The sequence below is a fragment of the uncultured Mailhella sp. genome (assembly GCF_944324995.1).
Lineage (GTDB): Bacteria > Desulfobacterota > Desulfovibrionia > Desulfovibrionales > Desulfovibrionaceae > Mailhella.
Window position 1 is genome coordinate 1 of the sequence record NZ_CALUYL010000035.1, and the last position, 13,390, is coordinate 13,390.

General features: G+C 62.8%; 10 protein-coding genes. 6 read left to right on the top strand and 4 right to left on the bottom strand.

The genetic code is table 11. The features are described from left to right. Positions 1-336 precede the first annotated feature (336 nt). On the bottom strand, positions 337-822 hold the full coding sequence (locus Q0K02_RS11680) for a YfbM family protein (RefSeq protein ID WP_294489097.1): 486 nt from the start codon (positions 820-822) through the stop codon (positions 337-339). 862 nt (positions 823-1,684) lie between these two features. On the opposite strand from Q0K02_RS11680, the gene Q0K02_RS11685 reads away from it, so the two are divergent. The 4 genes from Q0K02_RS11685 to Q0K02_RS11700 all read left to right on the top strand — a co-directional run bounded on the left by Q0K02_RS11685 (position 1,685) and on the right by Q0K02_RS11700 (position 5,961). Continuing rightward, entirely contained in the window at positions 1,685-2,587 is a 903-nt protein-coding gene (locus Q0K02_RS11685; protein ID WP_294489099.1) for a metal ABC transporter substrate-binding protein, read from the top strand. Continuing rightward, positions 2,574-3,377 carry a metal ABC transporter ATP-binding protein gene (locus Q0K02_RS11690; RefSeq protein ID WP_294489102.1) on the top strand — a complete coding sequence of 268 codons (804 nt, stop codon included), beginning with the start codon at positions 2,574-2,576 and terminating at the stop codon, positions 3,375-3,377. Before Q0K02_RS11685 ends, Q0K02_RS11690 begins: the two co-directional genes overlap by 14 nt. Continuing rightward, complete coding sequence (locus Q0K02_RS11695; RefSeq protein ID WP_294489106.1) at positions 3,370-4,233, top strand: metal ABC transporter permease; 864 nt, start codon at positions 3,370-3,372, stop codon at positions 4,231-4,233. Before Q0K02_RS11690 ends, Q0K02_RS11695 begins: the two co-directional genes overlap by 8 nt. 459 nt (positions 4,234-4,692) lie before the next feature. Continuing rightward, positions 4,693-5,961 carry a 4Fe-4S dicluster domain-containing protein gene (locus tag Q0K02_RS11700; RefSeq protein WP_294489109.1) on the top strand — a complete coding sequence of 423 codons (1,269 nt, stop codon included), beginning with the start codon at positions 4,693-4,695 and terminating at the stop codon, positions 5,959-5,961. A gap of 268 nt (positions 5,962-6,229) precedes the next feature. Here Q0K02_RS11700 and Q0K02_RS11705 read toward each other — a convergent pair whose 3' ends face one another. Further along, complete coding sequence (locus Q0K02_RS11705; protein WP_294489112.1) at positions 6,230-6,727, bottom strand: hypothetical protein; 498 nt, start codon at positions 6,725-6,727, stop codon at positions 6,230-6,232. A 774-nt stretch (positions 6,728-7,501) separates the two neighbouring features. Beyond that, positions 7,502-9,724, bottom strand: a complete 2,223-nt coding sequence (locus Q0K02_RS11710) for a hypothetical protein (protein ID WP_294489115.1) — start codon at positions 9,722-9,724, stop codon at positions 7,502-7,504. A gap of 156 nt (positions 9,725-9,880) precedes the next feature. Between Q0K02_RS11710 and Q0K02_RS11715 the strand changes: the two genes are divergently transcribed. Next, on the top strand, positions 9,881-10,786 hold the full coding sequence (locus Q0K02_RS11715; RefSeq protein WP_294489117.1) for a TIGR00269 family protein: 906 nt from the start codon (positions 9,881-9,883) through the stop codon (positions 10,784-10,786). A 747-nt stretch (positions 10,787-11,533) separates the two neighbouring features. After that, entirely contained in the window at positions 11,534-12,223 is a 690-nt protein-coding gene (locus Q0K02_RS11720; RefSeq protein ID WP_294489120.1) for a hypothetical protein, read from the top strand. A 298-nt stretch (positions 12,224-12,521) separates the two neighbouring features. Here Q0K02_RS11720 and Q0K02_RS11725 read toward each other — a convergent pair whose 3' ends face one another. Next, on the bottom strand, positions 12,522-13,157 hold the full coding sequence (locus tag Q0K02_RS11725; RefSeq protein ID WP_363315685.1) for an AbrB family transcriptional regulator: 636 nt from the start codon (positions 13,155-13,157) through the stop codon (positions 12,522-12,524). Between the last annotated feature and the right edge of the window lie 233 nt (positions 13,158-13,390).

A 13,390-nucleotide genomic window follows, 5' to 3' on the forward strand; every position in this document is an offset into this window, starting at 1 on the left:
CGACGGGCATAAGCAGGCGGAATTCACTTCCGGCGTTAAACGCAATGCCCGTCGTGCAAGTCGTGCAGGCCGTACAGTGTGTCCTGCGCAAACGGGCCTGCGTGTTCTTCGGGAGAAGACAAGGTCGAACGGGAAAATTATGCCCGGAGCCAGGGCGAGGGGGAGAGTGCAGGCAAAAGAAACGCCTCTCAACGCTCGGGGGCCCCGGGCGACATCAGGAGCCCGGCCGACGGGCATAAGCAGGCGGGATTCACTCCCGCCGTTAAACGCAATGCCCGTCGTGCAAGTCGTGCAGGCCGTACAGCGTGTCCTGCGTAAACGGGACTGCGTGTTACTCTACGGCATATAAAAAATGACAGCCTGATCCTCGTCTGCGGCGTCGCTGAAAAAGGTCTTCATGTCCGTCAGATAGCTCCACACGTAATCGAAGAACTCGTCCTCGTTCTCCTCTTCCGTCACGGGATAAATGTTCTGGTCCAGCATGTCGCTGACGCTGAACCGGCCCCGCACGTCCTCCCAGGTGAGGTCTTCCAGCGCCGCGGCCAGTTCCTTCACGTCGCCGGGAGCAATGAATCGGGCGGCAAATTCGTCGTCATCGTCAAAAAGCGTGTTGCCGCTCAGCACCAGACGGCTGAACACATTGTCGGGATCGCCCCCGGACGCCGCGCCGTTGAGAGTAAACTGAATGGCGTGCCACGCCCTGTCCACGTCCAGCACATGATCCTCGTCGGCTTCGACGACGTCCGCAAGCTCGCGCGCGCCGCGGCGTATCTCATCCACGATGCGCTCGTCCGTTCTGAAATAATTTCCCGTCATGGCCATAGGATGCTCCTTTATCATCCGCTGTCGTCCGCGTAGAAAAGGCCGTTGCGCAGGGCCGAACGCCTCGAAAGCCCGCCGAAACCGCGCCTGCCCCTTGTCGGACCGCATCGCAAACCGCGCCCGGACGACCCCGAAGAGAATCGAAAGGCCGGAGCCCGGCCGTCATCCGCTCCAAGCCGAAACTCTTCCGCAAGCCTTCGCCTCGGGCCCGAACGCTCCCGAAGCGCCGCCGGACTTTTGTCCGGAACCGCAGCCGAGCCCCCGCGAGGTTCCCGCCCTGAGCCCGGACGACACGACCCCGAACCGGCTTCGGAACCGCCTGCGCCCAGAACGCGCGACTCCCTTACCGACTGTGGTAAAATCTCATGTATTTTCCGTCAATACCTGCCGCGCTTTTTGCCGACTCTGTCCGCTCCCAAAGCGCCTTCGTCTCGGCAAATCCCTCCGCCGTTCAGCGCCGTTCGCGCCCTTGCCCCGGCGATTTCCCCATTCGACAGGCTGCGTTCGATTTTCCCCCGGCAATCCGACTCTGCCGCGTCCTCCGTCCGTCGCGCGGGGCCCTGCGCGACTCCCGCCCGCACAGTCTCCGCTCCTTCCCTCCGGGCGGTCTCTGAAACGCCCGTCCGTGCTGTCGCGGCCCCCCGTGCAGTCACTCCGAGGTAGCCGCCCGCACAGCCCCGCAACTTCTCCGGTCGCGCCGCTCCCCTTTTTTCCGAACATTGATGAAAACTTGACAGAAGCGCCCGTTAAAGCTCTTTTGTTCTCTGGCCGCACCAGCCTCCTCCGCCGAGCGCCCCGCAAACGGGTTCGCGCCGCGCGGCCACGCTCAACGGGGGCTGCCTTCCCCCCATCAGGATTGCCTATGAAAATCTTTTTTTCTCTTCTGCTCTGCCTCGTGCTGAGTCTGCCTTCGTCCGCTTCCGCCGCCGCGCGTGAAGTTTCGGCTTCCGTGTTTCCCGTGTGGCTGCTGCTTCGGCAGGTCGCCAGGGACGTGCCCGACGTCAGCGTTTCCCTGCTGCTTCCCGCCGGAACCGGCTGCCCTCACGACTATTCCATGACGCCGCAGGATCGGCGCGCCCTGGCCCGGGCCGACGTGCTCGTCGTCAACGGTCTCGGCCTCGAAAGCTTTCTCGGCGAACCGGGCCGCGTGGCCCAGCTCATGAAGCCGGGCTCAAGCGTCATCGACATTTCGAGCCGCGTGGACGACCTGCTCGCCGACGATGAAGACGATCACGCCGATCACGGCCACAATCCGCACACCTTCGCGAGCCCGTCCATGATGGCCCGCATGGCCGTTTCTCTGGCCGATCAGCTCGCCGAAGCCGATCCCGAACACGCGGCCCTCTACCGCGCCAACGCGGAACGCGTCAAAACCTCGCTCGACGCCCTTGCCGCCGACTTCGCCGCTCTGGGACGCGACTTCGCAGGCCGCGGCGTGGCGGTGCAGCACAACGTATTCAGCTATCTTGCCCGCGACACGGGCCTGAACGTGGACGCCGTGATTCAGCCCCACGAAGGGCAGGAACCCTCCGCAAGGCAGATGCTTGATCTGGTGCGCACGCTGCGCGAAAAGCACACGGCGGCCGTCATCACCGAACCGCAGTACCCCGCCCGCACCGGGCAGACGCTGGCCGCCGAAACCGGCGTTCCCTGCCTGTCGCTGGACCCTGTGGCGGGCGGCCCCGCCGACGCCCCCGCCGACTACTATGAACAAGTGATGCGCAACAATCTGCGCACGCTGGAGAACGCGCTTGGAAAACGATAACACTCCCGCCATTGTCTTCGATCACGTCAGCGTGACGCGCAGCGGTCTCAACATTCTCGACGGGGTGAACGCCGCCGTGCCCCGCGGCAGCTGCACCGTGCTCATCGGGCCCAACGGCGCAGGCAAGACAACGCTGCTGCTCGCCCTGCTCGGCGAAGTGGGCTACCGCGGAAGCATCACGCTCGGCGGAGGCAAGGGCCTGCGCATAGGCTACGTGCCGCAAAAGCTCGTGCTCGACAGAGGCATGCCCTTCACCGTGGCCGAATTTCTTTCCATGGGCGTGCAGAAGCGCCCCCTGTGGCTGGGCATTTCCCGCGCGGCCAAAAAGCAGGCTCTCGAACTGCTCGACGAAGTTCACGCCGCCCACCTCATCCGCCGCCGCGTGGGCACGCTTTCCGGCGGCGAAATGCAGCGCGTGCTGCTCGCTCTGGCCCTGCAGCAGAATCCCGAACTGCTGGTGCTCGACGAACCTTCCGCCGGCGTGGACTTTGAAGGCGGAAGACTCTTCTGCGAACTGCTCGACGATCTGCGCAAAAGTCAGGGCTTCACGCAGATCATGGTCAGTCACGATCTCGGCATGGTGGCCCATCACGCCACCTGCGTGATCTGCCTCAAGCGCCGGGTCATCGCTCAGGGGCCGCCCGCCGAAGTGCTGAACGGTCGCGTGCTTCAGGAGCTGTTCGGCATGCACATGGGCCTCATCTGCGCGCAGGATCATCTGCACGCCATGCCCAAACCCGACGCCGCCCCCGCGGCGCAACCGCTCAGCGGAGAACCTCGTCATGACTGATCTTTCCTGGCTTTTTCATCTGGCCTCCCTCTTCCCCCTGGACGGCATGGACATGCGCTTCATGCAGCAGGCCCTCGTGGCGCTCGTGCTGCTCGCTCCCATGACCGCCGCCCTCGGCGTGCAGGTGGTCTATTACCGCATGGCCTTCTTCTCCGACGCCGTGGGGCACTCCGCCTTTGCGGGCGTGGCCATCGGTCTGGTGCTGGGCGTGAATCCGCACATATCCATGCCGCTGTTCGGGCTGGCCGTGGGGCTTGTCATCATGTTCATGCAGCGCTTCAGCGCCCTGCCTTCCGACACCGTGATCGGCGTGGTCTTCTCCGCCGTGGTGGCCGGAGGTCTGGCCGTGGTGAGCCGCAACAACACCATTGCGCGCGATCTTCAGCAGTTCCTCTACGGCGACATCCTCACCATGACGGAAACCGACATCTGCTGGCTGCTCGCGCTCTTCGTCCTCTTCGTTATCTTCCAGGTATGCGCCTTCAACCGCCTGCTCTACGCGGGCACAAGCGGCATCATCGCCCGGGCGCACCGCGTGCCCGTGGCCCTCTTTGAATACCTCTTCGCCGCCCTGCTCGCCCTCGTGGTCATGTTCTCGGTGTGGGGCGTGGGCGTGCTGCTCGTCACGGCCATGCTCATCGTGCCCGCGGCCGCGGCCCGCAACTTCGCCTCCAGCGCAGGCGGCATGTTCTGGTGGGCCATTCTCGTGAGTCTCACCTCCGCCGTGGCCGGACTCTGTCTTTCCGTCCAGCCCTGGATGGGAACCGCCACCGGCGCCACCATCATTCTCGTCAGCTGCGCCTGGTTCGTCGTGAGCGTGGTGGTCTCCGCCGCGCGCAACGAACGGCAGGCCTGACGCGAACAAGCGCCCATCCGCGCTCCGACTTTCCGGATGTCCGACAAAAAACGCCTGCGGCTGCGGCCGGAGGCGTTTTTTGCCGGATTCCGGGCCGTTCTGTCCGAAAAAGGCGCGGACGTTTGCAAAATGTTCCCTTCCGGAAGGCGGAACAACATATTTCAATCAGGCCCGGCAGCGTTGAACAGCAAGCCTCCGCGCCTGTTGTCGCAACGCAACTTCACGGGAATCCTTTCCGCACGATGGGGGCGGACTTGATGTTTCCCTGCAACTCGTTACACTTGTTCTGCCGAAACGGGCACAACAGCACCGCCTCAACGGCGTTCCGCAACGTGAGCGTCGTCACATTTCATCATCCGCACGGGCGGCTCGGCCGCATTTGCTTCCCGGCCGCGCCCCGACCTTCGCGGAAGGCGCGTTGCCCGTTATCGCTCTGACACCATAAAAGGAGATTTGCCTGTGGGACATCACCTCATGCTTGAAAAGCAGTCCGCCTACGGACGAATGATCGACCGACTCAACCGCTTTCCTCAGGGTGCACCGGAATCCAAGACGCTGTACTCCATCCTGAAGATGCTCTTCACGGAAAAGGAAGCCGACCTTGTGGCCCAGATGCCCATCAAGCCCTTCACCGCGGCCGATGCGGCGAAGCGCTGGAACATGTCGGAAACGGAAGCGCACAAGATTCTGGACAACCTCGCCAGCCGCGCCATGCTCGTGGACATGGACAATCACGGCGAGCAGATGTACTGCCTGCCCCCGCCCATGGCCGGATTCTTTGAATTTTCCATGATGCGCGTGCGCCAGGACATCGATCAGAAAACTCTCGCCGAACTCTTCAATCAGTACATCAATGTGGAAGAGGACTTCATGCGCGAGCTCTTCGTCACCGGCGACACGGGCCTCGGCCGCGTGTTCGTGCAGGAGCCCACGGTGAAGGAACCCTACGCCATGGAAATTCTCGACTGGGAAAAGGCCACCCACGTCATTGAAACGGCTTCCCAGTGCGGCATAAGCATGTGCTACTGCCGCCACAAAAAGCAGCACCTCGGCACGGCCTGCGACGCCCCCATGGACATCTGCATGACCTTCAACACCGCCGCGCATTCGCTCATCAAGCACGGCCACGCCCGCGAAGTGAGCAAAAGCGAATGCATGGAACTGCTGCATCAGGCCTGGGAACACAACCTCGTGCAGTTCGGCGAAAACGTCCGTCAGGGCGTGAACTTCATCTGCAACTGCTGCGGCTGCTGCTGTGAAGCCCTCGGCGCGGTCAAGCGCTTCCAGATGACGCAGACCATCCATTCCAACTTCATCATGCAGAGAAGCGAATCGGCCTGCGTGAACTGCGGCCGCTGCGTCCAGCTCTGCCCCGTGAACGCCCTCACCATGGAACGCGACGCCGAAGGCCATCGGCACATCGAGTTCAACGCCGAACTGTGCCTCGGCTGCGGCGTGTGCACGCGCGGCTGCAACCACGGCGCCATTACCCTGGTGCCCCGCCCCGAGCGCACGATCACGCCTCTGAACACCACCCATCGCGCCGTGGTCATGGCCACGGAACGCGGCAACCTGCAGGATCTCATTTTCGACAACCGCATGCTCTTCAGCCATCGCCTGCTCGCCGGCGTGCTCGGCGCGATTCTGAAGATGCCTGCCGTGAAGCGCTCGCTTGCGCAGAAGCAGCTCAAGTCCCGCTTCATCGAAAAGATCTGCGAAAGAATCTGATCTTCGCGCCGAAAGGCGCTTTTCTCCAGAACAGGCGGATGCGGCACATGCTGCATCCGCCTTTTTCATGTGGCGCAAAAAAACGCCGATCCGGCGCTCAGGAAAGCCGGGGGCGCGTGTCGGGGAACAGGGAAAGTCGAAAGAAGAAACGCGCGTCGTCCGCGCCCGGCGCGACTTTGAAAAAAGCGGCCTGCCTGCGTTCCGCCGACGTCGGATGTAGCCGCCTCCGACGCGGTATCGCCGGAACCCGACGCCCGCCTGCGGACGCCTACCGCACGGCTCCGGCAATCATTTCATCCATCAGACGGGCAAAGCGATCCCTGCTCACTGTTTCTATCGCATTAATACCGCTGTAAATGTACAGCTCCTTGATAATTCTTATTTTAGGAACAGTAATCATATATTTTTTGTACATGTCATCCATGAATTTTCTGTTGTTTTTAATAATTTTTAAAATATATTTTTCATCAGCGACGTCATATCTGCCGCCGTCAACAGAGACAAAAACAGAAACGCATACAGATTTAATAAATGATTTTGCGGACAATACGGATATGAATTCCGGCTTTATATTTTTATCTATATCGTATCCATACGACGACATGACCTTGTTGTTTACCTGCTCAATATAGACAGCCGTCAAAAAATCATCGAACTGTACTATTGCTTTATTTACGGCAAGACAATACTTTTCTTTTTTTATTTTTAAAAAGAAACATATGCAAAATACAATGCACAGTACAAGCAAAAGGATACAATATATCATTTAAATATACGCCCATCGTAAAAATACGCGGATGAACAAGCGCAAAGAAAAACTGTCGGAACGGTACCGGTAAAAAATAATGCCGCATGGTTACTCATCAGAGCATTCATCGCACATGAACGACACCATATCTTTGCGGCGCCCGCTTCAAAGGACAGCGCCGGCCCCCGTCAGGGAACACGCCGACTCTTGCCTTCACTCCTCCGAAGAAACTGAAAAAGCCCAGAGGCCGACACAAGCCCCTCTCGCCCAAAGGGCGGGCGCAGGTGATGCCTGTCCGCCAAAACCGGCAGGCTGCCACCTCTCCCACGCTTGCCGACATGAAAAAGCCGCCCCGAAACCGGGAATTTCGCCGGTTGCGCTGGTCATATTCGTGACGAACCGGGCCGAGCGGACGACACGCGTGACGACGCGCCCACCGTTCGCACTCTACGAGGCTTTTTCCGCCGAAACAAGTACAAAACGCCTGTGCAGCATGTCTTTTTCGATGTTTTTTCTTTTCGACGCCGAGCGCGCCCGCCACTTCCGCAGAAGGCATTCCACTCGTTTTCCCCGTGCCCTCCGTTGTTCTTTTGCGGCAAAACCTCCTTGTCGATGCAGGCGAAAATTGGAACAGCTTCGTCGTATCGAAAAGGGGCAGGCAAAACCGGTTTGGCCCCGGGCAGCGGGAAAACACGTTTCGAGGAGCTCTGCGCCGTCAGCAGCATGAGTCGTAATGCAAAAACGGATGTTTCCCAAGAGAAGCATCCGTTTTTTATCATCCGTGTTGGAGGATTATCGTGCGGCGTTCTGCCCGGCGTCTGCCGGAGCGGCGCTTGCGGCTGCGCTTGCCGGAGTCTGCGCGGACGCCGGAGCGCTCGCCGGACTTGCAGAGGCTTCCGACGCGCCTTCTGCGGGCGCGGCAACAGGGGCAGGGGAGGACGCGGCGGCAGGAGCGGCGTCAGAGGCGGGGGACTGCGCAGAGGCGGGCGCGACCTCAGGGGTGGAGGCAGTCGCGGGTGCTGACGCAGCAGACGGCGCGGCAGAGGTCGCCTTTTCCGGCGCGGCGGGCGAAGCACCGGCGGCGGGAGCCTTCGGACTGGCGGGCTTTTCCTGCTGTACGGCAGACGTTCCGGCCTCAGGCTGCGCGGAAGATGCAGGACTCTGCGGCGATGCGGTCGGCGCTTCCACGCTCCCGGACGTTGCCGTAGTCGCGGCGGGCGCGTGGCCGCTTCCCGATGCGGGGGCGTTCTGCCCGGCGTCTGCCGGAGCGGCGCTTGCAGCTACACTGGCCGGAGTCTGCGCGGACGCCGGAGCGCTTGCCGGACTTGCAGAGGCTTCCGGCGCGCCTTCTGCGGGCGCGGCAACCGTCGCGGCGGCAGGAGCGGCAGCAGGGGCAGCGTCAGAGGTGGGAGACTGCGCAGCGGCGGGCGCGACCTCAGGGGTGGAGGAAGTCGCGGGCGCTGACGCAGCAGACGGAGCGGCAGAGGTCGCTTTTTCCGGCGTGGCGGGAGAAGCACCGGCGGCGGGAGCCTTCGGCGCGACGGGCGCAGGCGCGTTCCGGTTCAAACGACCGGACACTTCGGGAAACGACGGCTTCCCGGCAGGCGACGGGGACTTCCCTGCGGCGGGCGATGCCGAAGAAGACGCATGGCCGCCCTTCCCCGCTTCGGCGGCCGCCTTTTCGGCGGAAGCAGACCCGACGGCGGGCGCAGGGCGCACCGCTTCCGGCGCGGTCGAAGGCGTGGTCGGCGCGCTCGAGTCCGCGTTTTCCGCTCCTGTTCCGGCGCTCTTCTCAGCTTCGGGCGAGGCCGGGGCGCTCATGCCGCTTTCGCGATGATGGAGGATATCGTCCGCGCGGCGGGTCATCTGTTCGGCCATGCGGCGGCACACGTCCGCGGCGGTCTGCATGGACTCCACCGAGCAGCGACGGCGGCTCAGCCATTCCCCAAGGAACAGCAGCTCGGCAGAAGAGAGCGCCTGTCCCTCGGCCTTGCGGCGGATGGCGTACACCATGTCGTTTCTGGCGCGTTCCTGCCTGTCGGCGTACATGCCCGCCACGCGGGTGCTTTCGGCCATGCGGCGGCTCTGTATGGCGATTTCGTCCTTGTCGCCGTGCTCGCGGGCCAGGGAAAGCGCCATGTAGGCCCGGGCGAAACTCTCGTTGGCCTCGCTTTCGCGCCCGGCTTCGCGAAGAATGGCCGCGGAAAGCGCGGGCAGATCGACCGCGGACGACGCTTCCAGAGAAACGGCGAGGCGACGGAACTTTTCGGCGTACACCTCAAACATGTCCGCCACCTGCGCGTCGGTCAGCGGATTCCTTCGCGATTCGCGGGCAGAGCGTTCCATTTCCTCAATAAAGGCAGGAGAATACATGCGATAAAGCGCTTCCAGCATGCCGGGCGTGAACACGTAGTTCAGAATGCTGGAGCGGCTTTTCAAAGGATCGCGCTCCACGCTGCGCAGCGTGCCGGAATTGCTGTACCTCGCGTTCGCCTGCACGAGCGTGACCGCACTGCGGCCCCCGCGTCCCTCATGATGCGAAGGAATGTACTTCGACGCCAGCCAGCCCGCCATGTCGTTCACGAAGCGGGGCGTCACCACGGAATCCCGATGTTCGGCCGCAGGCGCGGGAGCCTGATCCGTCACCTTGCCGGACGCGCTGTCGCCGTCGGGCGCGGCCGTGCCGCTCGAGGTCATGGCGCGGTCCACTCTGGCCAGAAGCTCGGCCTGCGGATCCACAGGCGCGGGACGTCCCTCGGTCGTCAGCGCGGCTCCCACCTGCCGGGGCGTGTTTTCTTCTCCGGCGGCAGAAGAGGCGGAAGAGACTTCGGCGGGCGTTCCGGCTTCGCCGGTCTTTTCCGCCGTTTCTCCGGTCAGACTCCGAACCGCGTTTCTGGCGGATTCCACCGTCGATTCCACCTTTTCCGGCAGAAAATACCATGCGGCGCCGCCAAGGCAGCACAGAACAAGAACACACGCAGCCAGCTTGCGGAACGAACGGGATGATGAAGCCATGGGAGAGGCACTCCGTCTTGCCCGGAAAGCGCCCGGACAGCTGAGGATATTGCAAATTTACACACGGCTCATTTTAGCGTATTCCTCTGTTCCTGTGAAGTGCGCCCCGCGCCTCCCCGACATCAGAAACATCGCCATCATTCACGAGGTTTTTCCATGAAATGCCGCCGCTGCCATGCACGCGCCGTAGTCTCTCTCCCCAGCCACAACACCGCCTTCTGCCCCGACTGCTTTCTGGACTTCTTTTCCAAACAGGTGGACAGAGGCATTCGGGAACAGGGACTCATGACCAGAGACGACCGCGTGCTCGTGGCGCTTTCCGGCGGCAAGGACTCGCTCGCCCTCATGCTTGAACTCGGCCGTCAGGGCTACAACGTCACGGCGCTGCACATCGATCTCGGCATTCCGGGTTCCTCGCCCGCGGCGCGCGGCGTGGTGGAGCGCTTCTGCAAAACATACGACTTTCCGCTCATCATCCGCGAAATGGCCGCCGAAGGCCTCGCCATTCCCGACGTGAAGGCCGCGCTGCGCCGTCCCGTGTGTTCCGCCTGCGGCAAGATCAAGCGCTACTACTTCAATCAGACCGCGCGCGAAGGCGGCTTCAACGTGCTGGCCACCGGCCACAATCTCGACGACGAAGTGGCAAGACTCACCAGCAACACCCTGCGCTGGGACCGCGCCTATCTCAGCGATCAGGGGCCGCTGCTCAAGGATTCCGACGGCTTCACCCGAAAGGTCAAGCCCTTCTGGCGTCTCACCGAATTTGAAACGGCCAACTACGCCTTTCTCATGGGCATAGAAAACCACTACGCGCCCTGCCCCTACAGCGAAGGCGCGAGCTTCTCCACGCTGAAGAGCCTGTGGATCGACCTGGAAGAAAAAATGCCCGGCCGGAAAATGGACTTCTATCACGGTTTTCTGGAACGCGGAAAGCCCGCCTTCCAGAGCCAGGAAGAGGAACACGGGCAGACGCTCGCGCCCTGCGCCCGCTGCGGCTATCCCACCTCCACCGAAGTGTGCGGCGTGTGCCGCATCCGCGAGGCGCTGGCCGCCAGAGATTAGCGCGTCGGCCCGCCTTGCCGGTACGCCTTTTGCCGAGGCCTGCGCCGCCGAATCTCCGGCCGCGGGCCTCGACGCTTATCCCGCTTATCCCGCGCCATTTCCCGGTCGCTCCCTTCCTTTTCCCGCCGCCGCGGCGCTCCCCGTGCGATTCTCCGTGCGATTCTCCGCTGATATCCGCCCGTCAGGGCTGCTTCCGCGGCGCTCCTCCGCTCCCGCGACTCTCCGCCTTCCCTGAGGCCGAGCCCGGCGTCCCCCCGGGCGCATCGCTCCCTGCTCCCGGCTCGCACTCGCGCTCTTCCCGGTCGATCCGTCGATTGTCCCCGAGCCGCTGCTCCGCCGGAACCTGCCCGCCAAGGCTTTCGCTCCGCCGCCGCGCAGCGACTCCAGAACCTTCGCCCTCCGCCCGTCGCGCCTGCAAGAGTACGACAGTCTGCGCAAGAAAAGGAAACTTGTCTTTTCCCGCAAAACGTCTATTATTTCTTACTAAGAAGAAAGGATGGCCCGGCCACGCGCCGTTTCCGCAAAAGCCGCAACCGGCCTCCCGCGCCGCCGGACAGAGCCGTGAAGCGCCCGCCGTTTTCAAGTGCATGCGCCCTTTCTTCATGAAGGCGCTGCGTCCGGCGTCTCCGACGCCGCGTCTTCCCGCCGGATCGGATGCGTCCCGAATCAGGCGCGCCCGCAACCCGCCTGCACGGCGCACCCTGCCGACGGAACGTTCAAGCGAAAACCGCTCTAAGGAGACTTTCCATGAAGCGCAGGCTTCTTGTCGCCCTGATGGTTCTCAGTCTTTCCGGATGCGCCTACGACCCCTACGGGCCGGACGTGGCCGGCAGCGTGGCCGTAGGATCCGGCGGCGTGTATGGCGGCAGCGTCAGCGTCGGCACAGGCGGATACGCCGCGCCGGGCTACTACGGCACGTCGCTGATTTTCCCCGTGCTGCCGCCGCCCGTCATCGTTTCTCCGCCTCCGCCGAGACCCCACGGCGTGCTTCCCCCGCCCCCGCCGCACAGACCTCCGGCTCCGGGCATCGTTGCTCCCGGGCACAGGCCTCCGCCTCCCGGAATAAGACCCCCCGGTACAAGACCGCCCGGTCTGCATCCCGGCGCGCCCGGCCCCAGACCGCCCGTCGTCGGCCCGGGCAGACCCGGCTCCAGACCTCCCATGGTGCGCCCCGGCGCTCCGGGAACGCGCCCGCCCGTCATGCGGCCGGGCGCAGGCAGACCTCCCAGGCCTCAGATGACGCGTCCGGGCGCGCCCGGAGTGCGTCCGCCCGTGGCCAGACCCGCAGGAGGGCAGCGGCCGCCCGCGCTTCGTCCGGCAGGCGGCGGGGCGCGTCCCCCGATCATGCGTCCTTCCGGCGGCGTCTCCCGGCCCATGCCGACAAGACCGACCGGCGCTCGTCCGGGCATGGGTTTCCCGAGAGGGCCTCACCGCTGATGCCCCTGCCTTTTCCGCGGCGAGCCGACAACGCCCCCGATAAAAAAATGTCCGTGGTCCCATTCCGGGATTACGGACATTTTTTGCGCCCTTCGCGCCACAAATTCATGAACATCTCAGCCCCGCCGCCGCGCCGTTTTCCCGATGAGCCGCACGGCATGCTGCCCGGGCCGCGCGAAATTCTTCCTCACGGCGACCGCCATTTCGTGCCGCCCCACGGGCACGCACGACGTTTCAGCGGTTCGACGGACGCTCCATCCGCCCGGCCCCGCGCGCTTTTCCGCAGGCAAGGGCCCCGCTACTTGTGGAAAAAGAACTTCATGCACCAGCAGAACACCGGCACCAGCAGAATGACCACGTACAGACGCGTCATCTGAAACGCCATGATCTTGGGCAGGTTTTCGTTGGCGTCCGCCAGACCGATGACCGCGTTGAGGCCGCCCGGCGACGTGGCCAGAATGGAGCCGATGACGTCGATATCCGTCATATGACGCACCACAAAGGCCGCGCCGAGTCCGGCCGCGAGCAGAATGAAGGTGCTGAGTATCATGACGGGAATCTGATCCTTCATGCTGGCCAGCATGTCCAGCGAGAGCATGGAGCCCACGCATATGCCTATGCCGAGCTGCGCCGCGTTGTAGAACAGGGACGGCATCTGAATGTCGGCCAGCCCCAGCAGCTTCACGGCCATGCTTCCTACGACGGCGCCGAGCATGCAGCCGCCGGGAATGTGGAAGAACTTGAAAATGCAGCCTACCGTCGCTCCGGAAACAACCAGCATAATGATCTGATGATTCATGACATCCCTCGCCGTTTTTCTCTGCTCGGTATAGCTTGAACCTCCGCGCTTTGTAAACGTTGTTCCCTCCATCGCCGAAGAGAAGGAATCAGACGATTTTTTTCTGCAATATTCTGTTTTTTCCCGGCTCTCCATTCCTTATGTCAACGCATGGCGGCGGATGTCGGCCCTGCTCCTGTGCTTGTGAAAAACATAATGAATCACAGGAAAAAATATTCAACAGTGCTCTTCCAAAACAAAAATCGTTCTCCGGACGAAAAGCGCCGTACCACGAAAACGCATTCCGCGCGTTCTGAAAAACATGCAGGAATTTTTTCTCCGGGCGACGCGTTTTCACAAAATCACGGTCGTTCGGCAGCAAGGCGCAG